At 50.8% G+C, this 26,152-nt stretch carries 20 protein-coding genes; 19 read left to right on the top strand and 1 reads right to left on the bottom strand.

What is annotated here, in order from left to right; translation table 11 throughout:
* Positions 1-9: 9 nt before the first annotated feature.
* The 19 genes from ABCW45_RS07190 (at position 10) to ABCW45_RS07100 (ending at position 23,170) form a co-directional block, all read left to right on the top strand.
* Entirely contained in the window at positions 10-945 is a 936-nt protein-coding gene (locus tag ABCW45_RS07190; protein ID WP_343220548.1) for an alpha/beta fold hydrolase, read from the top strand.
* A gap of 500 nt (positions 946-1,445) precedes the next feature.
* Complete coding sequence (locus tag ABCW45_RS07185) at positions 1,446-2,981, top strand: YifB family Mg chelatase-like AAA ATPase (RefSeq protein ID WP_343220547.1); 1,536 nt, start codon at positions 1,446-1,448, stop codon at positions 2,979-2,981.
* Between the two features lie 17 nt (positions 2,982-2,998).
* Entirely contained in the window at positions 2,999-4,105 is a 1,107-nt protein-coding gene (gene dprA, locus ABCW45_RS07180) for a DNA-processing protein DprA (RefSeq protein ID WP_117504508.1), read from the top strand.
* 21 nt (positions 4,106-4,126) lie between these two features.
* Positions 4,127-6,223, top strand: a complete 2,097-nt coding sequence (gene topA / locus ABCW45_RS07175; protein WP_021904113.1) for a type I DNA topoisomerase — start codon at positions 4,127-4,129, stop codon at positions 6,221-6,223.
* Positions 6,224-6,459: 236 nt separating this feature from the next.
* Positions 6,460-7,242 (top strand): GTP-sensing pleiotropic transcriptional regulator CodY, encoded by a 783-nt coding sequence (gene codY / locus ABCW45_RS07170; protein ID WP_343220546.1) that lies wholly within the window; start codon positions 6,460-6,462, stop codon positions 7,240-7,242.
* Positions 7,243-7,631: 389 nt separating this feature from the next.
* Entirely contained in the window at positions 7,632-8,357 is a 726-nt protein-coding gene (gene rpsB, locus ABCW45_RS07165; RefSeq protein WP_147570577.1) for a 30S ribosomal protein S2, read from the top strand.
* A gap of 97 nt (positions 8,358-8,454) precedes the next feature.
* The gene (gene tsf, locus ABCW45_RS07160) at positions 8,455-9,396 is read left to right on the top strand and encodes a translation elongation factor Ts (protein WP_117469399.1); all 942 of its coding nucleotides are present in this window, start codon (positions 8,455-8,457) and stop codon (positions 9,394-9,396) included.
* Positions 9,397-9,598: 202 nt separating this feature from the next.
* The gene (gene nhaC, locus ABCW45_RS07155) at positions 9,599-10,999 is read left to right on the top strand and encodes a Na+/H+ antiporter NhaC (protein WP_343220544.1); all 1,401 of its coding nucleotides are present in this window, start codon (positions 9,599-9,601) and stop codon (positions 10,997-10,999) included.
* 28 nt (positions 11,000-11,027) lie between these two features.
* A complete protein-coding gene (locus ABCW45_RS07150) occupies positions 11,028-11,906 on the top strand; it encodes an MBL fold metallo-hydrolase (RefSeq protein WP_117469620.1) in 879 nt (292 codons plus the stop codon).
* 357 nt (positions 11,907-12,263) lie between these two features.
* Positions 12,264-12,458 carry a hypothetical protein gene (locus tag ABCW45_RS07145; protein ID WP_117483249.1) on the top strand — a complete coding sequence of 65 codons (195 nt, stop codon included), beginning with the start codon at positions 12,264-12,266 and terminating at the stop codon, positions 12,456-12,458.
* A 22-nt stretch (positions 12,459-12,480) separates the two neighbouring features.
* The gene (locus ABCW45_RS07140) at positions 12,481-12,909 is read left to right on the top strand and encodes a GGDEF domain-containing protein (RefSeq protein ID WP_343220543.1); all 429 of its coding nucleotides are present in this window, start codon (positions 12,481-12,483) and stop codon (positions 12,907-12,909) included.
* A 270-nt stretch (positions 12,910-13,179) separates the two neighbouring features.
* Complete coding sequence (locus ABCW45_RS07135) at positions 13,180-14,820, top strand: response regulator transcription factor (RefSeq protein ID WP_117471736.1); 1,641 nt, start codon at positions 13,180-13,182, stop codon at positions 14,818-14,820.
* A gap of 20 nt (positions 14,821-14,840) precedes the next feature.
* Complete coding sequence (locus tag ABCW45_RS07130) at positions 14,841-16,640, top strand: cache domain-containing sensor histidine kinase (protein ID WP_343220542.1); 1,800 nt, start codon at positions 14,841-14,843, stop codon at positions 16,638-16,640.
* Positions 16,630-17,601 (top strand): substrate-binding domain-containing protein, encoded by a 972-nt coding sequence (locus tag ABCW45_RS07125; protein ID WP_117471738.1) that lies wholly within the window; start codon positions 16,630-16,632, stop codon positions 17,599-17,601. Before ABCW45_RS07130 ends, ABCW45_RS07125 begins: the two co-directional genes overlap by 11 nt.
* Before the next feature lie 12 nt (positions 17,602-17,613).
* On the top strand, positions 17,614-18,621 hold the full coding sequence (locus ABCW45_RS07120) for a galactose ABC transporter substrate-binding protein (RefSeq protein ID WP_117566385.1): 1,008 nt from the start codon (positions 17,614-17,616) through the stop codon (positions 18,619-18,621).
* 235 nt (positions 18,622-18,856) lie between these two features.
* Positions 18,857-19,984, top strand: a complete 1,128-nt coding sequence (locus tag ABCW45_RS07115; protein WP_117469407.1) for a galactose ABC transporter substrate-binding protein — start codon at positions 18,857-18,859, stop codon at positions 19,982-19,984.
* Positions 19,985-20,093: 109 nt separating this feature from the next.
* Positions 20,094-21,626 (top strand): sugar ABC transporter ATP-binding protein, encoded by a 1,533-nt coding sequence (locus ABCW45_RS07110; RefSeq protein WP_117469408.1) that lies wholly within the window; start codon positions 20,094-20,096, stop codon positions 21,624-21,626.
* A 19-nt stretch (positions 21,627-21,645) separates the two neighbouring features.
* On the top strand, positions 21,646-22,653 hold the full coding sequence (locus ABCW45_RS07105) for a galactose/methyl galactoside ABC transporter permease MglC (protein WP_117469409.1): 1,008 nt from the start codon (positions 21,646-21,648) through the stop codon (positions 22,651-22,653).
* 250 nt (positions 22,654-22,903) lie between these two features.
* Positions 22,904-23,170 (top strand): hypothetical protein, encoded by a 267-nt coding sequence (locus ABCW45_RS07100; RefSeq protein ID WP_242992091.1) that lies wholly within the window; start codon positions 22,904-22,906, stop codon positions 23,168-23,170.
* Between the two features lie 196 nt (positions 23,171-23,366).
* Here ABCW45_RS07100 and ABCW45_RS07095 read toward each other — a convergent pair whose 3' ends face one another.
* On the bottom strand, positions 23,367-26,075 hold the full coding sequence (locus tag ABCW45_RS07095; RefSeq protein WP_343220541.1) for a heavy metal translocating P-type ATPase: 2,709 nt from the start codon (positions 26,073-26,075) through the stop codon (positions 23,367-23,369).
* Positions 26,076-26,152 lie beyond the last annotated feature (77 nt).

Genomic DNA, 26,152 nt, shown 5'->3' with positions numbered 1-26,152 from the left:
GCAGAAATTATGGAGATCCATGAATTTTATATACCATCCAGCAGCGGTCTTGCGAATCTCCACTGTATGGAATGGATTCCAAACGGCGAGGTGAAAGCCGTCGTCCAGATTGCCCATGGAATGATGGAACATGTGGGAAGATACCGGGAGTTTGCGGAATTCCTTGCGGGACACGGGATCTATGTTCTCGGGAATGACCACTTAGGCCACGGAAAGACCGCGGCAGCGGAGGAGGACAGGGGATATTTCGGTGACCATGCGGGCGCTGTCTCCGTGATCCGTGATATGCGCCGTGTGACGGTCCATGCACAGAGAAAATATCCGGGTGTGCCGATTTTCCTTTTGGGGCACAGTATGGGGTCGTTCTTCGCGAGACGATATCTGACCGTCTACAAGGACGGAATCGACGGTGTGATCCTGCTCGGAACCGGAGCACCGAAGGACGCTGAGGTGCGGTTCGGATATATGCTGGCGGACTCTGTCTGTAAGAGGAAAGGGACGAGATACAGGAGCAAAATGCTCTACAACCTGTCCCTTGGAAACTATAACCGGAAATTCAAGCCGACAAAGACGCCTTACGACTGGCTGTCCAGGGATGAGAAGAGAGACCGTGCCTTCGGGGATGACCCGCTGACGAACTTCATCTTCACCGCGGGCGCGTACCGGGATTTCTTCGAGGTGATCTTAAAGACCGCAAAACTCGAAAAAGCAGGCAAAATGTGCACCGACCTCCCGGTCCTGATCCTCTCCGGAAGCAAGGATCCGGTAGGTGAGGAGACAAAAGGTGTGAGGAGAGTCTATGACCGCTATGATAAAGCTGGAGTGGAGGACCTTTCCATCGGCTTTTATGAGGGCGCGAGGCATGAACTTTTAAATGAACTCAACCGCGAACAGGTATCCGGGGATATTCTGGAGTGGATCGAGGAGCATGAGAAGAACAAATAATTCAAGTCGAACATCCGTGAGACTTGGCGCGTGATTCTGGTCAGCAAAGCTGACATATTCCATACAGAATCACTGCGCATCCCCGCGGAGCGTTTATCTCAGCCGGAGACCCAACTCCCACTGAGGCAAATTTGCTATTACTCACCACCTAATGAGGTGGGAGTCTTCTCGACTGAGATAAAAGCGGCAGACTGGCTGCGCTGATCTGCGGGTCAGTCTGCTATAAATTCAATATTTGTAACTATTCAGTACCTTCATAGTTACACGCAAAAATCCATTCCTGATCAGCTTCGCTGATGGGATTTTTGCCTTCCAGCCTATGTTTTCTTACGGTCAGCGCAACAAGTGCGCAGACTTACTGGACAGTTACCAATATTTTTCTTAAATATTCTTAAATACATCTATATTATCAACAATGGTGAAAAATTCACCTGTCAAAAATAGTTCTGAAAAATTCAGCAAAGCAAAAACATCTTAAACATGTTTGGAAAGGAGTCTTTTTGTTCAGTAAAATCAACAGCATATACCTTCGCGGCATGGAGGGAAAGAATGTGACCGTGGAGGCGGACGTCAGCGATGGACTTCCGGGGCTGATCCTCGTAGGTTACCTTGCGTCCGAGGTACGGGAAGGCGGAGACAGGGTGCGGACGGCGATCAAAAATCTCGGACTTTCCCTGCCGCCCAAAAAGATCACGATCAACCTGTCCCCGGCAGATTTTAGAAAGGAAGGGACCGGATTCGACCTCGCGATCGCCGCTGCCATTTTATCCGCCTACGGTGGATTTCGGGCGAAAGATCTCAAAGACGCTGTCTTGTTCGGAGAACTGGGGCTGGACGGGACTGTTCGGGGAATTCCTGGGGTTATGGCACTTACAGACCAGGCACGGGAAAGTGGTTTTAAACGTGTATTTTTACCTGTGGAGAATGTGAATGAAGCATCCGTTATAGGGGGAATGGAACTTTATGGGATCCGGGATCTGAGACATCTCCTGGAGGTGCTTTCGGGAAAGCTTCCTATGCAGGCGGAGTCAACGATAAATATGGACGAATTGCAGAATTCCATGAACCGTTACGAGGTGGATTTTTCAGAACTTTCCGGTCAGCCGCTGCTCAGAAGAGCAGCCGAGGTGGCGGCAGCTGGAAAACATAATCTTTTGATCGTTGGTCCTGCGGGAGCTGGAAAGACCATGCTGGCAAAAAGAATGCCGACGATCATGCCGGGGCTTGATATCGCAGAGAGCATCGAGATCTCAAAAATCTATAGTGTGAGCCATCTCCTGACAGCCAAAGAGCCTTTGATCCGGATACGTCCGTTCCGGGCACCCCATCACACCGTGTCGGTTCAGGCACTGACCGGAGGTGGGAGAAGACCGAAGCCGGGGGAGATATCTCTTGCCACCGGCGGGATTTTGTTCCTTGACGAGTTTCCGGAATTCTCCAGAGCAGCCCTGGAGACGTTGCGTCAGCCTTTGGAGGAACGGGAGGTGACTGTCTCGAGAGTGGAAGCTTCCGTGACATATCCTGCGAATTTCCAGCTCGTTGCGGCCATGAACCCCTGTCCTTGCGGTCATTTCCCCGACCGTTCCCGCTGCCGCTGCACCGAGGGACAAATAACCCGGTATTTACAGAAAGTATCGGGACCAATGTTAGACAGGATCGATATCTGCGTGGAGGCAGCACCGATCACTTACGGAGATATCAAAAGCAGTGGAAATAACGAATCATCCCGTGAAATCCGTGCCCGTGTGGAACAGGCAAGGAAGATCCAGAGAGAACGTTTCGCAGGTGAAAATGTCCGCTGTAACGGTGAAATGTCAGGACGTCATATACGGAAATTCTGCGGGCTCGGACGTGAGGAAGAAAAGTTTATGGAAGAAATTTTTGAAAAGCTCGCCCTTTCGGCCAGAATGCATGACCGAATCCTGAAAGTAGCACGGACAACGGCAGATCTTGCAGAAGAAGAGAAAATCCGGCTTGCGGATCTCTGTGAAGCAGTGTCTTATGTGAAGAGCCGCGATAAATTCTGGGGAAATTAAAAGGAGAATATGAAATTATGACAAGTAATACACTCACCGACCGCGAAGCTCTCTACTGCCTCTGCCACGTTCCCGGTTTCGGCGGCGTAACAATCAGAGGCCTGAAAGACACATTTGGGACCTGCCTGTCTGCCTGGACAGCAAGCCCCCAGGAACTGCGGAAATCAGGAGTCCTCACAGAGCGACGCGCGGAGGTATTCCTTGAGTCGAGAAAATATGAATCCGTATGGCGGAAGGAGTTTGCCGGCCTGGCACAGAAGAACATCCGCGTCATCGCGGAATGCGACCCGGACTATCCGACCCGGTTTCTTCCATATAAAGACCGCCCGGCAGCCCTCTTTGTAAAAGGCAGTCTCCCGGAAAACGAGGTCCCGTCGGTGGCCATCGTGGGCGCGAGAGCCTGCACGGAGTACGGGAAGGAAGCGGCAGGCTTCTACGCCGGGGAACTCGCCAACGCCGGAGTCAACATCATCAGCGGCATGGCAGCCGGCGTGGACGGCTATGCCCACAGAGGCGCCATCGAGCGTGGAAAGCCCACCTACGCAGTCTTGGGCTGCGGGGTAAACGTCTGCTACCCACGGGAAAATTACAAAATTTTCCATGCCATGGAGGAAAACGGCGGCATCCTCTCGGAGTTCGTCCCGGGAACCCGCCCCGCCGCCATGAATTTCCCCATGCGCAACCGGATCATCAGCGCCCTCGCTGATGCGGTTATTATAATAGAAGCGAGGGAGAAGAGCGGATCCCTGATCACGGCGGACTTTGCCCTGGAGCAGGGAAAAGAAGTTTTCGCCCTTCCGGGACGGGCAAATGACCCATTAAGCGGTGGCTGCAACCGCCTGATCCAGGGCGGTGCGAACATGCTTTTAAGCCCCTCGGATGTGCTGGAATTCCTCGGAATGAAATACGAAAGAAAATTAACGATTCATAAATTTTCACAAAATAGGCTTGCCAAGAACGAAAATTTGGTGTATGCTTCGGTTGATTCGCGCCCCAGATATCTGGAAGAGATCGCCGCACTCTGCGGACTCTCCGTGACAGAATGTATGGAAGCCCTTTTAAAGCTGGAGCTTGCGGGACTTGTTTTTGGAACCGGGAATCAATATTATAAAAAAGCGGAATGATTGCAGAAGGATGTGAAGAATATGGCGAACAGTCTTGTGATTGTAGAGTCTCCTGCAAAGGTTAAAACAATTAAAAAATTCCTGGGAAGCACATATGAGGTCGACGCGTCCAACGGACACGTGAGAGATCTTCCGAAGAGCCAGCTCGGAATTGATGTGGAAAATGATTATGAACCGAAATATATTACGATCCGGGGCAAGGGAGATATCCTTGCGAAGCTTCGGAAGGAAGTAAAAAAAGCAGATAAAATTTATCTCGCAACTGACCCTGACCGTGAGGGAGAAGCGATTTCCTGGCATTTGATGAAAGCGTTAAAGCTTGACGAGGTAAAAGATAAAAAAGTATACAGGATCAGCTTCAATGAGATCACGAAAAATGCGGTAAAGGCGTCCTTAAAGGCACCCCGCGATATCGATATGAACCTGGTGGACGCTCAGCAGACGAGGCGTATCCTGGACCGTATTGTTGGCTATAAGATCAGCCCGATCCTCTGGGAGAAGGTTAAGAGAGGCCTTAGCGCTGGCCGTGTCCAGTCTGCGGCCCTCCGCATGATCTGCGACAGGGAAGAGGAGATCTCCGCGTTTATCCCGGAGGAATACTGGAGCCTCGACGCGATGTTAAAAGCTCCGGGTTCAAAGAAACCGGCAGCAGCCCATTTTCATAATGACAAAGATGGAAAAACGGAGATCAAGAGCAAGGCGGAGCTTGACGCTTTACTTGAGTCCTTAAAGGGACAGAAATTTATCGTGACAGATATCAGAAACGGGGAGCGCACGAAGAAACCGCCGCTTCCGTTTACAACGAGTACCCTGCAGCAGGAAGCGTCCAAGGCGTTGAACTTTTCTACCCAGAAGACCATGCGCCTCGCCCAGCAGCTCTACGAGGGCGTTGATGTAAAGGGCCATGGCACCGTCGGTCTCATCACCTACCTGCGTACCGATTCCACCCGTGTGGCTGAGGAAGCAGAGAAGATGGCAAGTGATTTCATCGCTGAAAACTACGGCGAGAATTACCTGTCCCAGGGTGAAAATACAAAGAAGAACAGCGGAAAGATCCAGGATGCCCACGAGGCGATCCGTCCGACAAATCTTTCCTTAACACCTGTAAAGGTAAAAGAATCCCTGGCACGAGACCAGTTCCGCCTCTACCAGCTGATCTGGAAGCGCTTCACGGCGAGCCGCATGTCCGCGGCTGTCTATGAGACAACATCCGTAAAGATCGGAGCGGGCGGAAACGAGTTTACGATGACGGCATCCAGACTGAAGTTCGACGGCTTCATGTCCGTCTATATCGAGGCGGATGAGAAAGAGGAGAAAAACCAGATCCTCTCGAAGCTGGAAAAAGGTGAGGAGCTTGAGCTTGCGGATCTCGTGAGCGCCCAGCACTTTACCCAGCCGCCGGCCCATTACACAGAGGCATCCCTGGTAAAAGCCATGGAGGAACAGGGCATTGGCCGCCCGAGTACCTATGCGCCGACGATCACAACGATCTTAGCCCGCCGTTATGTGGTAAAAGAGAATAAGAACATCTATGTGACCGAGATTGGCGAGGTCGTTAACCGGATCATGAAGCAGTGCTTTCCGAGCATCGTGGACATTGCCTTCACCGCGAACCTGGAGTACCTGTTAGACAGTGTCGGAGAGGGCCTGACTCCGTGGAAGACCATCGTAAGAAACTTCTACCCTGATCTTATGGAAGCGGTGGAAGAGGCGCAGAGAACCTTGGAGACTGTCCATATCGCAGATGAGGAGTCCGATGAGATCTGCGAGCTCTGCGGAAGAAGGATGGTCATCAAATATGGTCCTCATGGAAAATTCCTCGCATGTCCCGGATTCCCGGAATGCCGAAACACAAAGCCGTATTTGGAGAAGACTGGAATCCCGTGCCCGAAGTGTGGAAAAGAAGTTATCATTAAGAAGACGAAAAAGGGAAGAAAGTATTACGGCTGTGAAGCTAACCCGGACTGTGATTTCATGTCCTGGCAGAAACCATCCACTGAGAAGTGCCCGGAGTGCGGCAGCTACATGGTGGAAAAAGGAAACAAACTCGTCTGCGCCAATGAGCAGTGCGGATTTGTGATGCCGATGAAGGAAAATAAGGAAGAAAAAGAAGATTAATATAACGAGATCAAGATCCGGCAGAGCGCCCAGAAGAGGCTCTGCCGGATATTTGCCGTAAACAAATGGTACAATTTCAATGATTCAAACTTTTAAAATGTGATAAGAACTTGACAATTTATTTCGAGTTATCTTAATTATCCGAAAAAGTCTTGAAATTCTGGAAATATCGTGTTACAATTTAATCGATCAAATATTATTCGTACGATATCAGAAAGTAAAGGAGGTTTTCGGAAATGAGTGTTGAATTATTGGATAAGACCAGAAAAATAAACAAACTGCTCCACAACAACAATTCGCACAAGGTCGTATTCAACGACATCTGTAAAGTTTTAAGCGAAATTTTGCTGTCGAACATTCTCGTGATCAGCAAGAAAGGAAAAGTCCTGGGTGTCAGCATCTGTCCTGGTGTTGATGAGATCCATGAGTTGATTGAGGACAAGGTAGGCGGCTATGTCGATAAAATGTTTAACGAACGCCTCTTAAGTGTCCTTTCCACCAAGGAAAATGTAAACCTTGCGACTCTCGGATTCGCTGAAGAGAACGTAAAGAAGTACCAGGCGATCATCGCTCCGATCGATATCGCAGGCGAACGTCTCGGAACCTTGTTTATGTACAAATCCGATGAACAGTATGAAATCGATGATATTATCCTCTGCGAGTACGGCACGACTGTTGTCGGTCTGGAGATGATGCGCTCCGTAAATGAGGAGAACGCCGAGGAGACAAGAAAGGTCCAGATCGTAAAATCTGCGATCAGCACCTTATCCTTCTCCGAGTTAGAGGCGATCACCCATATCTTCGAGGAGCTTGACGGAAACGAGGGAATCCTTGTAGCCAGCAAGATTGCTGACAGAGTCGGAATCACCCGCTCCGTGATCGTAAACGCGCTCCGCAAATTCGAGAGTGCCGGAGTTATCGAGTCCCGTTCTTCCGGTATGAAGGGAACCTATATTAAGGTCTTAAACGATGTGGTATTCGATGAGTTAAAAGCCTTAAAGGCAGTAAATACAAAATAAGACAGGGAGACCTGTGGAAAAGAGGCGCGGCTGGGTGAAAAGCCGCGCCTCTTTTTTTAATATGAATTGTTGTATGACATCAGATAGATCAGGCTGTATCTGGTGCATGAGGGATTTAAGGAGAGAAAAGACTATTAAAAGGTCTATCATATATAGAAGAATCCCTGCCGCCGCATGCCCGAATGACCTTGTTTTTTATGAAATCAAATGTAATGGAAAAAAATCAAAAAAAATAGAAAAAAGTGCTTGCAGTGAAAAATGACTTATGATATAGTGAAAAAGCTGATATTATGCACGTCTGCGGATTCTGCGAGTGGTGCCTGAGAAGCTCAGGTGTTCGTGGAAGTGAGATGCAGGCGGAAGAAAACAACCAAATGGAGGAAAAAAACATGAGCGTAATTTCAATGAAACAGCTTCTGGAAGCCGGCGTACATTTCGGTCACCAGACAAGAAGATGGAACCCGAAAATGGCACCGTACATCTACACAGAGAGAAACGGTATCTACATCATCGACCTTCAGAAATCTGTAGGCAAAGTTGATGAGGCTTACAAGGCAGTTGCTGATATCGCAGCTGAGGGCGGCACAATCCTTTTCGTAGGTACAAAGAAGCAGGCTCAGGACGCTATCAAGACTGAGGCAGAGCGTTGCGGAATGTACTACGTAAACGAGAGATGGCTTGGCGGTATGCTTACAAACTTCAAGACCATCCAGTCCAGAATCGCTAGATTAAAAGCAATCGAGAAGATGTCTGAGGACGGAACATTCGACGTACTTCCGAAGAAGGAAGTTATCGAGTTAAAGAAAGAGTGGGAGAAGCTTGAGAAGAACCTTGGCGGTATCAAGGACATGAAGAAGATCCCGGACGCTATCTTTATCGTAGATCCGAAGAAGGAAAGAATCTGTGTACAGGAAGCTCACACACTTGGAATCACTCTGATCGGTATCGCTGATACAAACTGCGATCCGGAAGAACTCGACTATGTAATTCCGGGTAACGACGACGCTATCAGAGCCGTTAAGCTTATCGTTTCCAAGATGGCAGACGCTGTCATCGAGGCTAAACAGGGCGAGGCTGAGGAAGCAGAAGCAGCTGAGGAGAACGCAGAGGCTTAAGTTGTTATAAGGAATCCAAGGAGGTGCTGTCAGTGGCAGCACCTTCTTCCGAAAAGACACGTTTTGATTCTTTAATATGATTCGGAGGAAATGAAACATGGCAGCAGTTACAGCTAAAATGGTAAAAGATTTAAGAGAAATGACAGGCGCTGGAATGATGGACTGTAAGAAAGCCCTTTCTGCTACAGACGGCGACATGGACAAAGCAGTTGAGTTCTTAAGAGAAAAAGGACTTGCAGGCGCTGAGAAGAAAGCTGGACGTATCGCAGCTGAGGGTATCGTTGACACAGCTATGGCAGCAGATGAGAAGAAAGCTGTTATCGTTGAGGTTAACTCTGAGACAGACTTCGTTGCTAAGAACGCTAAGTTCCAGGCATACGTTGCTCAGGTAGCAGCTCAGGCTCTTACAACAACAGCGACAGATATGGACGCATTTATGGACGAGAAGTGGACAGCAGATGAGAGCCTTACTGTTAAGGAAGCTCTTTCTTCTGAAATCTCCATCATCGGTGAGAACATGAGCATCCGTCGTTTCAAACAGGTTACAGAGGAGAACGGTTTCGTTTCTTCCTATATTCATGCAGGCGGCAGAATCGGTGTTCTTCTTGACGTTCAGACAGATGTTGTAAACGACGCTGTAAAAGAGATGGCAAAGAACGTTTGTATGCAGGTCGCAGCTCTTAACCCGAAGTACACAAACCGCAACGAAGTAAGCGCAGATTACATCGAGCATGAGAAATCCATCCTTATGGCTCAGATCCAGAATGATCCGAAGGAAGCTTCCAAGCCGGAGAAGGTTATCCAGGGTATGATCCAGGGTCGTATCAACAAAGAGATGAAAGAGATCTGTCTCTTAGACCAGGTTTACGTAAAAGCAGAGGACGGCAAGCAGTCCGTAGCTCAGTATGTAGCACAGGTTGCTAAAGAGAACAGCGCTAACATCGAAGTTAAGAGCTTCGTTCGTTTCGAGACTGGTGAAGGTCTTGAGAAGAAAAACGAGGACTTCGCAGCTGAGGTTGCTGCTCAGATGGGTAAATAATTCATAAAGCGAAAATGCAGCTTATATCGAATCATTCATATAAGCTGTTAAAAACAGCCGGAATCCAGTATTTCTGTGGGTTCCGGCTATTTTAATTTGTGTGAGCTCTTGCAATTTTCCTGAATATTCGATATAATAATACAGCACTTTAAAGTTTAATGCTTTAAATTGAAAAATGAGTTTCAGGGGAGAGAAAATTGTTATGAGTGAAGAAAAGAAACTGAATATGCCTCAGTCGCTTCTGCTCCTGCTTCTGATCATCGGATCAGTCGCAGTCTGCATCCGGCTGAAGACGGGAGGACCGATGATCGGACTGTTTTTCAGCTGGATCATCATCTATCTGTTTTGTAAATGGTTAAAGATCAAATATGACCATGTTGTGAGTGGTGCCTACGACGCGATCCGTGTGGTCGTTCCGACACTATGTCTGCTTATGGCGATCGGCGTCATGATCGGTACCTGGCTCCAGAGCGGTACGATCGCCACGATCATCGCAGGCGGTCTGAAACTGATCGATCCAACCTGGCTCCTGCCGTTGACACTTGTATTCTGCGCCGTTTTAAGTCTTGTGACCGGAACATCCTACGGCTCGGTCGGAAGTGCCGGTGTCGCGATGATGGCGATTGGAAATGCGATGGGAATCAATCCTGGAATGGTGGCAGGCGCAGTCATCTGCGGTGCCATGTTCGGGGATAAGTTAAGCCCGCTCTCCGATACGACGAATCTTGCCCCGGCTGTTGCGGGCGCGAAACTCAACGATCACGTGCGGTCCATGTTATGGACAACGCTGCCGACCTTTGTGATCAGCCTGGTCCTGTTTGTCATTCTCGGGATCAGTCAGACCTCCGGTGGTTATGAAGAGGGAAACCTTCTTGTCTACACGGAGGCACTTCAGGGAGAATTTAAACTTGGTCTTGTGACATTGATCCCGGCGGCGGTTATCATTGTCCTGCTCTTATGTAAAGTCAACGCGATCGTATCCCTGGGACTGTCCTCGGTGTGCGCCGGTGCGGTTGCGTTCTTCTGCCAGGGCGTGACGCTCCAGAGCATCATCCGTGTTGCTTACAACGGCTATACGACCCAGATTGAGGAGGCTGTTCTGAAAACGATCTTAAACCGTGGCGGTATGAGCAGCATGCTGCAGTATGTGGCGATCATCTGTTTCGCGGTCGGAATGGGCGGCATGCTGGACAGATTGGGTGTTCTTGACAACATCCTGCGCGCAATCACCGGACGGATCAACAGCGATGGCGGTTTGATCTTCGCGACGCTCCTCGTCGGTTATATCACAAGCCTGATCAGCTGTTCCCAGCCGATGTCCCATGTCCTGACCGGAAACATGATGAAACCGTTGTTTAAGGAGAGAAAGATTGCCCCGGAGATTTTATCGAGAAGCCTGGAGGATGCGGGAACGCTCTCCGGACCGATGATCCCGTGGCATGGGTACTGCGTATACATGGCGGGAACGCTCGGCGTCGCATGGTCTGCGTTCTTCCCATATCTGTTCCTGTTATATCTGACTCCGTTTTTCAGCATCTTTTACGGCTTTACCGGAATCTCGATCCGGCATGTGGAGGATGAAAACGAACAGAAGCAGGGATGAAGCGCGGAAGGAAAAAGGAGAGAGAATCATGATGGAGACAAAACTTGTACTTCTCGGTACCGGAACGCCGAACGCGTGCCCGGATGCCAGCGGTCCGTCATCTGCGGTCGTTGTTGGCGACCGGGCGTACCTCGTTGATTTCGGTCCGGGGGTCGTCCGCCAGGCGGCGAAGGCATACCGGAACGGGATCGACGCGCTTCGCCCGGACAGGCTGGTGACCGCGTTCTGCACACACCTGCACACGGATCACACGGTAGGATACCCGGACCTGATCTTTACCCCATGGGTCCTGGAGCGGAAAGAACCACTCCGGGTATTTGGACCGAAAGGGATCCGGGATATGACAGAGCATTTGCTAAAGGCCTACAAGGTGGATATTGATTTCCGGATCAACGGTTTTGAAAAGGCAAATGAAGTGGGATACCGGGTGGAAACACAGGAAATAAATTCCGGAGTTATCTACCGGGATGACCGTGTGACAGTCGAAGCCTTCCCGGTGAGCCATGGGACGCTTGAGAGCTATGGCTTCAAATTTACGACGCCGGACCGGGTGATCGTGATCAGTGGGGATACCGCGCCGCTTGAGATCGTTGCGGAAAAGGCAAAGGGCTGTGATATTCTTCTCCATGAAGTAGAATACACGGCAGGTCTTGCCGCGAGGGAACCGAAGTGGCAGAAATACCATCGGGAGGTTCACACCCTGAGTGTGGATCTTGCAGAGATCGCGAAGAAGGCAGGACCAAAGCTTCTCGTCACATACCACCGGATCTATCACATGGAGATCCAGGACAACACGGTGGATGTGGGAGCCGAGATGGCGAGAAGAAACGAGGCGATCCTTGAGGAGATACGGAATGCCGGTTACGAAGGTCCTGTGGTGAATGGAATGGACCTGGATGTCTTTTAGAAAACAGGCACTGACGTGCCAAAGATGCGCACTCTTTTTCGTTACAGCCCAATGTCTTAAAAACACCTGACCGCAGCATTGCCAGAAACAGTAGTAAGCAGTATAATGATATTTAATAAAAAACGAAGAGGACAGGCCAAACCACAGTTCAGGCTGGACCGGGACGGGAAAGGGCGCGCAAACCTACCGGAGGGCTGGCTTGACGATTATATGCTTCCACAGTATAATTATACGTAACAGCGTTGTCGCCGGAAGGCGGCGTGCCCGTTTAGTATCTGAAAGAGAGGAACCTGATATGCCGGATCTCTATTTTTTTCTTTGACGGTTATCAATTGTTTTGTCCTTGGGTTCATGTGTATGATCGTCAATTTCAGTGAAGCGCTGTTTCCGAGACAGAGAAGGACTTTTCTGCTGACCTTCATCCTGATCGGCGTGATCTCAGTCCTTGAGCTGGTTACCGTGATCGTGGATGGGACTCCGGTAAGACTCCGCCCGGTCAATATCATGGCAAAGTACCCTGATCTCAGTGCTCTATTACCTCTACTGCAATGAAATGTGAAACCAGCTGGATGGATTGACGGGACTCTTAAGCCAGAAGAGCTATCTGAACCGGACACTGAACCTCCAGCCGGAGGATAAGATGCTGATCGTCCTCGACCTCGACAATTTTAAGTACATCAACGATACATACGGTCATCAGGCGGGGGACCAGTGCCTGAAGGTGATCGCGGAATGTCTGAAAAAGGCGTATTCCCGCTATGGAAACTGTTACCGGATTGGCGGAGATGAGTTCTGCGTCCTGTTCAGGAAACCGGAGAAGGAAAAATACTGCAGGGAGAAATTTTACTGGATCATAGAAAAACAGAAAAAATCGCTGCATATGCTCCCAGGTGCCTCATACGGCAGTGCCCTGATCGAGGAGCAGGAGAGCATTTCCGACACAAAAGCGCGCGCGGACGCGAATATGTATGCGAATAAAAAAGCACGGAAACAGGCAAGGTGACCGGGGCGGATGAAAAGGATGGAATACATGCAGGACCTTGTTGCGTTGAATAGAAAGAAAAGGACAGGAGGGGGCAGGCGCTCTGTAATCTTTGGAGCCGTTATGCTCCTTCTCTGCACTCCGGGTCTGGCAGGCTGTCAGAATGGGGAAACGGCGGTTTCCGAAAAGGAGCGATCAAGGCGGGCATGAACGGTCATATCGCAAAACTGACCGATGAGGCGGTCATCCGGAAGCATCTGGAACAGATCTTTTAAAAGATAGGAGCAGGAAATGGACTTATACAGAATTATCCTTGTGGATGACGAGGAGGAAGTGCGTAAGAGCATTATCCGCAAGATCGACTGGCAGGCGGTTGGATTTACCGTTGTCGGGGACGCGGAGAATGGGGAGGACGCGTTGGAGAAGATCGAAGCCTTAGAGCCGGACGTGGTCCTCACGGATATCCGGATGCCATACATGGACGGGCTGACGCTTGCGGAGAAGATCCGCCAGAGGTATCCATCGATGAAGATCGTCATTTTTTCCGGATATGATGATTTCGATTATGCGAAGCGCGCGATCAAGCTGAATGTGACGGAGTATATTTTAAAGCCCGTGAATGTGGAGGAGCTGACGGCGATCCTGAGGAGGATCCAGGAGAGCCTCGACGAGGAGATCGAGCAGAAGCGCGATGTGAGCCTTCTGCGGGAAAACTACAGACGCAGCCTGCCGATCCTGCGCGAGCAGTTCCTAAAGGATCTTGTGAGCCACCAGATGGACGGGAAAACGGTCAATGACCGCCTGGAACAGTACGATATCCCACTTGCGGGAGCGAAAAAGTGGATCTCCATTGCGGTGAAAGCGGAAATTTCCGAAGTGTCAGGGGAGCTGATCCTTCCGCTCCACGAGGAGCGGGAGCTGATCCCGATCTCTGTGATGCAGATCCTTGAGGAGAACCTGAAACCGTACTGCAGATTCTCCCTGTTCTCGTTCTCCGGGGCGGCTGACGCGGAGATCGCCGGGATCGTGGCGATCGATGAGAACAACTCCCAGACCAGCATGATCGACATCTTAAGCGATATCTGCAAGGAGATCCGGAAGATCTTGATGATCCCGGTAACGATCGGGATCGGGCACAGCCGGACGGAGCTCGGTCTGATCTGTGAGTCCTTCCGGTCAGCGCTCGATGCCTTGGGCTACTGCGCAATTGTCGGGAGCGGCAGTACGATCTACATCAACGATGTGGAGCCGGTGAACACCGGAAAGCTCCAGTTTACCGCGGAGGACGAGTCTGCCCTCATCCAGGCGGTAAAATTCGGTCCGGAGGAGAAGATAAGGTCCGTGGTATCCGGGATCATCGGAAGGATGTCTGACGCGAAGGTCCATGCGCGGCAGTACCAGACCTACATGTTCAGCACCGCGAACTGTCTGGTCCAGCTCATCCAGCAGTACGACCTGGAGATGGGAGTGCTTTTTGGGGATACCGGGATGGGGACGGACCCGTTTATGATGATCCGGCAGGTGATGAACCGGGAGAAGTTCTCAAAATGGCTTCTTGAGGCGGCACTCAGGATCAACGGGGCGATGGACCAGGAGCGTGACAATACGACGCGCCAGAGCATGGAGCGCGCGAAGCGGTATATCATGGAGAATTACCAGGATCCGGACTTGTCTGTGGAGCAGGTCTGCCGGACGCTGCACATGAGTCCCGCCTATTTTTCGACGATGTTCAAAAAAGCGACGGGGCAGACCTATATCGGTTACCTGACGGATGTGCGTCTCAATAAGGCTGTGGAGCTGTTGAATAAGACGGATGACAAGACCTATGTGATCGCGGCAAAGGTCGGCTACCAGGAACAGAATTATTTCAGCTACGTATTTAAGAAAAAATTCGGCGTTTCACCGACGAAATTCAGAGGAAGCCGGTCGTAGGGCCGGCGGGGGAGAGGGGTATGAAACCGGAAAATGAGGGCAGCTTTTTCAAACGGACCAGCATCCGCTATATGATCTTCGTCTACTTTACGGTGACAGCCCTGGCGGCGAGCATCTTTATCGGACTGTCCCTGTACAGCCGGATGTCAAAGCAGATGTCGGATACGATGCAGGAGGAGAACCAGATCCTGATCGACCAGCTGAACCGGTCTGTGGATGTGTGGCTCCGCGGAATCATGAAGCTTTCGGACACCACATACTACGGGATCGTAAAAAACACGGATCTGAGGAATGAGAGTGTCAACAAAGAGATGACGCTTCTCTACGACAACAACAAGGATAATGTCGAGAATATCGCCCTGTTTTCCAGAGACGGAGAGCTTTTGGAGGCCGTTCCCGCCACGAGACTCAGGACGGGGGCAGATCCGGCAGCGGAACCGTGGTTTGAGGCGGCGCTGAAAAAGACGGAGAATCTTCACTTCTCAGTCCCGCATGTCCAGCGGGTGTTCGACGCGGGGGAGAACCAGTACCGTTGGGTGATCTCGGCGGCGCGCGCGGTGGAGATCACGGAGGGCTCGTCCACGGAGCAGGGCGTTCTCCTCATCGACATCCGCTATGACAGCCTGGAACAGCTGTTTGACGGGATTACCCTGGGAAACGGCGGCTATGTCTATCTTCTCGGCGCGGACGGGGAGCTGATCTACCATCCGCAGTCCCAGCTGATCTACTCAGGGCTCGAGGATGAGAACCTTGAGGCGGCAGCGGAATACAGGGACGGGATCCATCGGGAGGAATATAAAGGAAAGGGGCGTGCCGTGACGGTCAAGACGGTCGGCTATACCGGCTGGAAGATCGTCGGGGCGGCGGCACTCGGCGGCGCATCCTTAAACGCGTTGAAGACAAGGATCCTGATCGTGTTTATTGTTGCCTTTGTCGTATTCATCCTCGCGGTCATCAATGCTTACATTTCTACGAGGATTACGACGCCGATCGAAAAACTGGAGCGTTCTGTGAACGGGATTGAGGCGGGCAATCTGGAAACGGAAGTCTATGTGGGCGGTTCCTATGAGATCCGTCACCTCGGCACCTCCATCCGGAACATGACGACCCAGATCCGGCATCTGATGGATGACATCGTGGCGGAGCATGAATCCAAACGGAAAAATGAATTTGATGTTTTACAGTCGCAGATCAACCCGCATTTCCTTTACAACACCCTCGATATCATCGTCTGGATGATCGAGAATGAGAAACAGGCGGACGCGGTGAAGGTCGTGACGGCGCTCGCCAGATTTTTCCGGATCAGCTTAAGCCGTGGGAAGAGCATTATTCCCGTCCGGGATGAGCTGGAACATGTGAGAAACTATCTGATGATCCAGCACATGCGGTTTAAGAATCGTTTTACTTATGAGATTGAGGCGGATGAGGATGTCATGGAACTCGCGAGCGTGAAGCTGATCCTTCAGCCGCTCGTGGAGAATGCGGTCTATCACGGAATGGAGTTTATGGACGGCGATGGGGAGATCCGGATCCGGGTGTACCGGGACGGGGAGGATCTTTATATGAAGGTCTCCGACAACGGACTCGGGATGACGAAGGAACAGGTGGAAGGCATGTTCATGGATAAGCCGCATGTGAAGTCCGGAAGTGGCTCCGGGATTGGGGTGCGGAACGTCAATGAGCGGATCCGGCTGTATTTTGGACAGGAATACGGTCTGTCCATCGAATCCGAGCTCGATGAGGGGACGGTCGTGACGATCCACATGCGGGCGGTGTCTTACGCTGAGACTGCAGAGGGGGAAAAGATCCATGTCAAATAGAGAAAAAATCAGCTGGTGTGCCGGCGTCCTTCTCCTTGTGATGCTCTATCTGCTGTCGTCCACGGATCTGATCATCAAGGAAAAAAAGAGGGAGATCTGCCGGATCTCCGTCATCATAGACAACGTGAATGACAACTATTATGGGAGCTTCCGCGCGGGCATGGATATGGCGGAGAAGAAGTATCAGGCGGATGTCAATTTCATCACGCTGTACGCGGAAAACGATGAGGAACAGCAGGAAGAACTGATCGTCCGTGAAATAAAGGACGGAGCGAATGCGATCATCCTTGCACCGGTCCGCGAGGATCTCGCGGTCATGAAGCTCGATGAGATCTCGCCAGGCTGCCCGGTGATCTTTCTTGGTCCCACGGCGATCAACAGCTCGGTGGCGTGCTCCATCTCTGTGGACCGCTACGAGATGGGACGGACGCTTGGGGAGAAGATTGCGGAGAGCGAGGATCCGGCTGTGCCGGTATGCCTGTTCTCCGAGGGAATGGAGTACACGGGGAACCTTGACGCGTATGACGGGATCCGCTCTGTGCTGGACCCCGCCGGTTTTACCGTACGTCTGATCGAGAAAAAGTCAGAGGACACATACCGCAAGGCTATCGAGGAAACGGTATATCCGGAGAGCGGTGATTTTATGGCGGTCGGCATGGATGTTGGTGCCTTATCCGAACTTGCGGATATCCTGGAGGGCAGCAGTGTGTACCGGGAACATGTGACGGCTCTTTACGGGATCGGGAGTACGACGGCGCTCTTAAACCAGCTCGACCGGGGGATCGTCAAGGGTCTGATGGCATGGAACCGGTTCGACGAGGGTTATTTAAGTGTTGAAAAGGCGGTTCAGGCAGCTGGGGGAGAGTGGAAGGAAAAACGGATCACATTGACACCGGAGTATATCGACGGGGAGATCTTAAGGAGTGGGATCTTCGAAAAGATGCTATATCCGATGGAATAGGGGGAGGCAGGTATGAAAAAGGGAAATGTTCTGATCCTTGCCATTGCGGCGACGGCGCTTCTCGGGGGAAGCGCCTGGCTGTACGCGAAAAAGACCGGAGGGCATGAGGAAAAAAAGACGTCCCTGCGGATCGGTGTCCTGTTATACCGCGGGGATGACACGTTCATCGGCACTCTCCGGAATTCCATGGAGCAGGCGGCGAAGGAATATGAAAAAGAGACCGGGGTCCGCGTGACGCTGGATGTCCGGGACGCGAAGAGAAATCAGCTCACGCAGAACAGCCAGGCGGAGCGTATGATCGATCTTGGCTGCGACGTGCTCTGCGTCAATATGGTGGACCGTTCCGCCGCGTCCGGCGTGATCGATCAGGCCATGGAGTCGGATATTCCCATTGTCTTTTTCAACCGGGAGCCGGTCGCGGAGGACATGAACCGCTGGGAGAAACTGTACTATGTGGGAGCGGACGCAAAGGAGTCCGCGGTGCTGGAGGGGCAGATCCTCGTGGACGCCTACCAGAAGAATCCGTCAACCCTTGACCGGAACGGGGACGGGGTTGTTTCTTATGTCCTCCTTGAGGGGGAGACGAACCACCAGGATTCCCTGATCCGCACGGAGTGGTCCATCGAGACTCTGAAGGACGGCGGTGTTCCGATCGAGAAGATCACAGGCGGGATCGCAAACTGGGAGAGAAACCAGGCCTCCGCCCTCATGGAACAGTGGCTTTCGGATTATGGGAATAAAATCGAGCTTGTGCTCTGCAACAATGATGACATGGCTATTGGTGCGATTGATGCCATCGAGCGGGCGGGGATCGTCGCCGGGACGATCAAGCTTGTCGGGATCGACGGGACACCGGCCGGTCAGGAGGCGTTCCGCGAGGGAAAACTCTTTGGGACGGTTGAGTCCAGCAAGGATATCTACGCGAAGAGAATCTTCGATACGGCGGAGGAGCTCGCAATGGGAAAAGAGGTGACCCAGGAAAAATATTTCTGGTGTCCCCAGCATATCATTGCTAACTGACATCATTTTTTACAGGCATGCGCCGCCTCGCGCATGCCTGTACTGTTATATTTAAGCTGATTTCTGCCATGATATGACAAAAAATTGTGGTTTTTTTACAGGAATCAAAGAATTTTAATAATTTATCATAAAAAATAGTATGGAAAAATGCACAAAGGCAGGCTATAATGAATTCATCGTTAAGGAAAAATGCCTAAACGGTCAAAATTATTTTTTGAATGGGAGGATTCAAAACATGAGAATGACAAAGAAAGTAACAGCAATGGCACTGGCTTCCATGATGGCCCTGTCTTTAGCAGGATGCGGAGGAAGCTCTTCCACAACAGCAACAACAGCAGCAGCTACTGAGGCAGCAAAAGAGACAACAGCAGCAGCTACCGAGGCAGCAAAAGAAGCTGCAACAACAGCTGCAGCCGCAGCAGCAACCACAGATGTAGCAGACAAGAAAGTCGGCATCAGCATCTACAAGTTCGATGATAACTTCATGACTCTTTACAGAACAGAGTTAGTTCGCTACTTAACAGAGGACCTTGGATTCAAGGCTGAGAACGTAGTCGTTCAGGATGGTAAGGGCGATCAGGCAGAGCAGACAAACCAGATCCAGAACTTCATCACACAGAAATATGACGTTCTGATCTTAAACCTTGTACAGGCTTCTTCCGCACCGGAGATCACAGATATGTGTAAAGAAGCTGGTATCCCGGTTGTTTACATCAACCGTGAGCCGGACGCAGCAGAAGAAGAGAGATGGGAATCTGAAGGTCTTAACGCTACATACGTAGGATGTGACGCAAGACAGTCCGGTACATACCAGGGCGAAGAGATCCTTGAGACTGCAAACAAGGGCGATATCAACGGCGACGGCAAAGTTTCCTACATCATGATCCAGGGTGACCCGGAGAACGTAGATGCTCAGTACAGAACAGAGTTCTCTGTTAAGGCTCTTACAGACGCAGGAATGGAAGTTGAGGAGCTCTTAAAACAGCGTGGTGACTGGGATCAGGCTAGGGCTCAGCAGATCGCACAGGACGCTTTAAACCAGTACGGCGACAAGATCGAAGTAATCTTCTGCAACAACGATGCAATGGCACTTGGTGCATTACAGGCAATCGAAGCAGCAGGACGTAAAGTTAACGAGGATATCTACCTTGTAGGCGTTGACGCTCTGACAGAGGCTGTTCAGAACGTAATCGACGGCAAGCAGACAGGTACTGTATTCAACAACCACTTCGCACAGGCTCAGGCAGCAAGCGATATCGCTGTTAAGTTCTTAAGCGGTGAGAAGGTTGACGCAGTCAACATGGTTAACTACGAGAAGGTTACTCAGGATAACGCTCAGGAAATCCTTGATATGTTAAAGTAATTGATACTGTAACAAATGAGAACCGGGTGTGTTGTCTAACACATCCGGTTCGTTGATTAAAATATGCCACCCGGAAATGCGGGGGAGTGTAACTGAAAGGAGTTTTGGGATGGCAGAACAGTACAGACTCGAAATGAGAGGAGTCAAAAAAACTTTCCCGGGCGTAAAAGCGCTTGACGGAGTTAACTTACGGGTTCGCCCCGGAACGGTCCACGCACTGATGGGAGAGAACGGTGCCGGAAAATCGACACTGATGAAATGTCTTTTCGGAATCTATAAAATGGATGAAGGCGAGGTCTATATCGACGGCGTCAAGACGGAGATCGCAAACCCGGATGACGCGCTGAAAAAAGGACTTGCCATGGTTCATCAGGAGCTTCAGCCAATTCCGGAGCGCTCCATCGCTGAGAATATGTATCTTGGACGGTATCCGATGAAAAACTACGGACCGGTCAAGGTCGTTGATCATGCGACGATGAACAAAGAAGCTGAGAAATGGCTTCGGGATGTAAAGATGGATTTTGACCCGAAAGCAAAACTCGGCACCTTATCAATCGGACAGATGCAGTCAGTAGAGATCGCAAAAGCGGTCAGCCAGAGTGCAAACCTTGTAATTCTGGATGAGCCGACCTCCTCACTGACTGATAACGAGGTAGAAGCATTATTCCGGATCATCAGAGACCTGAAATCCAGAGGTGTTTCTATGATATATATCAGCCACAAGATGGCTGAGATCCGCCAGATCTCCGACGATATCACGATCATGCGCGACGGTACATACGTTGGAACCTGGGCGATCGAGGATATCTCCGATGAGGAGATCGTAAAACAGATGGTTGGACGTGAATTAAATAACGTCTATCCGCCGAAGGATGATTACCGGACGGATGAGACGGTCTTAAAGGTCAGCCACCTGACAAGTATTCTGCCGAATTCCTTCAAGGACTGCTCTTTTGAATTAAAGAAAGGTGAGATCCTGGGCTTTGGCGGACTGGTAGGAGCGCAGAGAACCGAGCTTATGGAAGCGATCTTTGGAATGCGCCACATTGAGAGCGGTACCGTGGAGATCCTCGGAAAAGAGACTCACATCAAGAGACCGCAGGATGCGATCAACAGCTCCGTCGGAATGATCACAGAGGATCGACGCGGAAACGGTATCTTCGGATGCCTGAGCATCGATGACAATACTGCGATCGCTTCCTACAAGAATTACACCCATATGGGTAAGATCAACAAAAAAGAAGTCGATGCGGTCGTAAAGGACAGCATTGCGAAATTAAAGATCAAGACACCGAGCGGAAAGACGCTGATCCAGTCTCTCTCCGGTGGCAACCAGCAGAAAGTAATTATCGCAAGATGGCTTGCAAACAATCCTGATATCCTGATCATGGATGAGCCGACCCGTGGTATCGACGTCGGAGCCAAATACGAGATTTATCAGATCATGATCGATCTCGTAAAACAGGGCAAATCCATCATTATGATCTCGTCGGAAATGCCGGAGTTGATCGGTATGTCCAACCGAATCATCGTAATGTGCAACGGTCACATCACCGGTGAGGTGGAAGGAGAAGACGCAACTCAGGAGAAGATCATGTCCTTTGCCACAAAATTCACTTTAAGCGGCAAGGAAAACAAGTAGATTACAGGGAGGTTCAGTCATGACAGCGAAAAAAGTAAGTGCAAAAGATTTCCTTATCAATAATGGAATCATCGTCGTTCTTTTATTACTTGCAGTATTTACTGCGATCAAGCAGCCTACATTCTTTTCACGCGGCAACTTAATCAACATCGCATTAAACGTAGCTCCGCGATTCATCATCGCCTGCGGTGTATCCGGATGTTTAATTACAAAAGGTACAGACCTTTCCGCAGGACGTATGGTTGGTCTTTCTGCCTGCTTAGCAGGTACCTTACTTCAGAAGCCGGATTACAGCGGCAAGTTCTTCCAGAACCTTCCGGATTTCGGAAATGCCTGGGGCTTATGGGTTCTCGCGGTTCTTCTGATCTGTGTGGCAATTTGCTGTATCTTTGGTTTCATCAATGGCATCGTAATTTCTTACTTACAGGTTCCGGCCTTCATCGGAACACTTGGTATGCAGCTTATCGTTTACGGTGTCTGCCTTGTTTACACAAACGCGACTCCGATCGGTGGTTATCATAACGCATACACAGCAGTAGCAAAAGGAAAACTCTTTGGCGCGATCCCGTTCCTGTTCCTGATCGCCCTTGCGGTTGGTCTTGTTATGTGGTTCATCTATAACATGACTCCTCATGGAAAGTATATGTATGCGATCGGCGGCAACGAGCAGTCCGCAGAGGTTTCCGGTGTAAACACTAAGAAGACAAAGATCATCATCTACATGACAGCAGCAGCGCTCTACGCACTGGGCGGTTTCCTTGTAGGCGCAAAATCCGGTGGTTCCTCCGTCAACATGGGTCAGGGCTGGGAGCTTGAGGCGATCGCAGCCTGCACCATCGGCGGTGTATCCGTAAACGGTGGTATCGGACGTATCTCTGGTGTTCTTATCGGTGTTCTTGTATTCGAGATCTTAAAGACCTGCTTACAGTACCTTGGTGTTGATACAAACTACCAGTACATCGCACAGGGTATCGTTATCGTAGTTGCGATTGCGCTTGATATCAGAAAGTACATTGCAAAGAAGTAATAGACTGACTGTTTCGGTACAGTTAAAAAACGGGCGGAGGACGAGTTCCAACGCCCGTTTTTGCACACTCGCGCGAAGATGCAGATTGTTGGAAACGGCCGTGCGAGACGCTCGGGTGTACCGCGGCACATTTTTGCGTACATCATGTATCAGAAAGAAAATACCGATGGCTGGTTTTAGCAGCCTGCCTCATGGAAAGAAAGCCGGAGCGGTTTGATAAAACCTGCACCGGGAGAGTGGAGGTGAAGGAATGGAAGAAGAGATTGAGAAGGTCAGCGGAATCGGAACAGTGACCGAAGCCGCAGAAAAGGCTGTGGAGGCCTTTGGTGAGAAGACTTTAGAAGAACTCACTGAAGAGAATAAACGGCTGCAGGAGGAAAATGAGCGCCTGAAGAACAGATCCATAAAAGAACGGATGTACGATAAGATCAATGTGTCGGTGCGGACCATTGATATCTTTATCGGGTGCATGTGCGTATTGTTTGTGGCTGTTGTGGTGATGGGGATGCTGAAGTAAGAGAGTGAAGCGCTGACAGAGATCATGCCCGCCGCAGCCTAAACATTCAACGACAGGAAAAGATCCTGATGCCAGAAACTGAAACTATCGAAGTGGATAACAAAAAAGCTCTGGAGAACGATATGAGAAAGGTTCTCCAGGGCTTTTCTTTGTCTTGTCTGCTGATTCCCTAAAGAGGAAAATTACAGCAGGAGTCTTATTTCTTATAAAGAATTCTGATGGAATTCAGCACGCAGAGGATCGCAACGCCGGTGTCGGCGAATACCGCGAGCCACATGGAGGCGATTCCCATGAGACCTAAGATCATGACAAGAGCTTTTACCGCAAGGGCGAATACCACATTCTGGTTGGAGATCGCGCCTGTGCTTCTCGCGATCTTGATGGCTTCCGGAATGGCATCCATGCTTGATGTCATGAAGACGACGTCGGCGGCCTCGATGGCTGCGTCAGCACCGCTTCCCATAGCTGCGCCCACATCAGCGCCTGCAAGCACCGGTGCGTCGTTGATTCCGTCACCGACGAACATTGCGCTTCCGTTCTCCGCGCGGAGCTTCTGCAAGATCTCGAGCTTATCAGCCGGGAGAAGCTTTGCGTATACATTGTCGATTCCGACCTCGGCGGCTACCGCCTCAGCGGCTGCCTCGCCGTCGCCGGTGAGCATAGCGGAGCGGATCCCCATGGATTTTAAGGATTTGATGGCATCCTTTGCCTCCGGCTTGATCGTATCGGCGATCTGGATCGTTCCTGCAAGCTTTCCGTTTACCGATATATAGACGGTGGTGACAGCGCCGTTCTCATCGTAAGCGCCGCAGTCCACGTTGAACTCGGTGAGAAGCTTTCTGTTTCCGCAGAGTACTTCGCCCTGGGAGAGCTTTGCATGGATGCCTTTGCCGGAGATCTCCTCGATCTCAGCGGGCTTTTCGATCACAAGTTTCTGATCCTTTGCAGCAGAGACGATGCTGATTCCAATCGGATGAGTAGATGCGGTCTCGCATGCTGCCGCGATCTGAAGGATTTCCTGCTCGGAAGCTGTGCCTGCCGGAAGGATCGTCTGAACCACGAAGTTTCCTTTTGTGATGGTTCCTGTCTTATCCATGACAACCGTTTTTACAGCTTTCAGGTTTTCAAGTGCGATTCCGCCTTTAAAGAGGATTCCTTTCTTGGAACCTGCGCCGATCCCGGAGAAGAATGCCAGCGGAACGCTTAAAACAAGGGCGCACGGGCAGCTGATTACGAGGAAGGTAAGAGCTGTGTAGATCCAGTGGGACCAGTTTCCTGTAATTAAGGACGGAATGATCGCTGTCGCAGCCGCCAGGGCAACGACGAACGGGGTGTAAATCCGTGCAAATTTCGTGATGAAGCGCTCGGCCTGCGGCTTGCTGGCTGCGGCGTTCTCTACGGAATCGAGAATCCTTGTGACCATGGACTCGGAAAGTTCCTTTTCGACTCTCATCTTTAAGAGACCGGAAGTATTGACACAGCCGGATGTCAGCTGGCTTCCGACCTTTACCGATACCGGGACCGGTTCACCTGTGATCGGTGACGTATCGATCCGGCTCTCGCCCTCTACGACAACGCCGTCAAGCGGAATGCGGTCGCCGGGACGGATCTCTACGATATTGCCGACAACGGCGGAACCGGCCGGAACCTCGCGGACAGTACCGTTTTCGTCAAGAAGAACGGTCTCCGGACGAAGATCAACGGCTTCCATGATCTGACTGCGGCTCTTTTCAACCGCGCGGTGTTCGAATCCTTCACCGACCCGGTAGAAGAGCATAACGCCGACCGCCTCCCCAAACTGGCCGACACAGAAAGCACCGATGGTCGCGATGCTCATCAAAAAGTTTTCGTCCATCACGTGGCCGGTCTTCATGTTTTTCAGGGCTGTTAAGAGAACTTCCCGTCCAAGGATCAGGTAGGCGATCACAAAGCATATGGCGGAGATCTGCGGCATGGAGTGGGAGAGAAGCTCTCCGACGATGAAGAGCAAGCCTCCGGCGATCAGCTCCGGAAGATCATGGGCATGCTTGTCGTCACGGTTTGCATCTGCCGGTTTTCCTTCCTCGCGGACCTCGATGATGGTGCCTGGTTCGATCTTGTCTGCAATCTCCTGCATCTTCGGGAGCAGCTTTGTTCCTTCAGAAGAGTAGACACGGAGCTGTCTCGTCGCGAAAGTCAAAATACAGTCATCGACTTCCGGGAGCTCCTGGATTTTTTTCTCGATCTTTGCGGAGCAGTTTGCGCAGTCGATGTTTTTCATTACATAGACGGTGCAGATCGCTTTCGGATTCTTTGGGCGGACCTCAATGACGGTGCCGGGCTCGATCTGATCAGCAATCTCCTGCATCTTCGGGAGCAACTTTGTTCCCACGGAAGAGTAGACCCGGAGCTGTCTCGTCGCGAAAGTCAAAATACAGTCATCGACTTCCGGGAGCTCCTGGATCTTTTTCTCGATCTTTGCGGAGCAGTTCGCGCAGTCGATGTTTTTCATCACGTAGACCACACAGGTGGATTTCGGTGCCGGACCGTGGTGGTGTTCGGCGTGCTCGTGATGATGATCGTGTTCGGAGCAGCAGCCATCGTCATCGTCGTGATGATGGTGATGTTCACAGCCGCAGTGCTCTTCATGTTCGTCATCATCATGACCTTCGTGGTGATGGTGCCCACAGCCGCAGTGTTCTTCATGCTCGTCATCATGCTCCTCATGATGGTGATGGTGTCCGCAGTCGCAGTGATCTTCATGCCCGTCATCATCATCGTCCTCATGATGGTGATGGTGTCCGCAGCCGCAGTGTTCTTCGTGCCCGTCATCATGCTCATCGTGATGGTGATGGTGTCCGCAGCAGCAAACCTCTTCGTCCTCGTGGTCTGCTGATTTCTGCTTGGATTTTTCTAATTCCTCCATAGAGTAGACCTCCTCAGAATTATAATTTTTAATTATCATATTAACATATGAACCATCGTTCATATGTTAAATATAGT

Source organism: Pilosibacter fragilis (assembly GCF_032490495.1).
Taxonomy (GTDB): Bacteria; Bacillota; Clostridia; order Lachnospirales; family Lachnospiraceae; genus Pilosibacter; species Pilosibacter fragilis.
The sequence above is the reverse complement of the archived record's forward strand: the minus strand, read 5'-3'. Positions and strand labels throughout refer to the sequence as shown.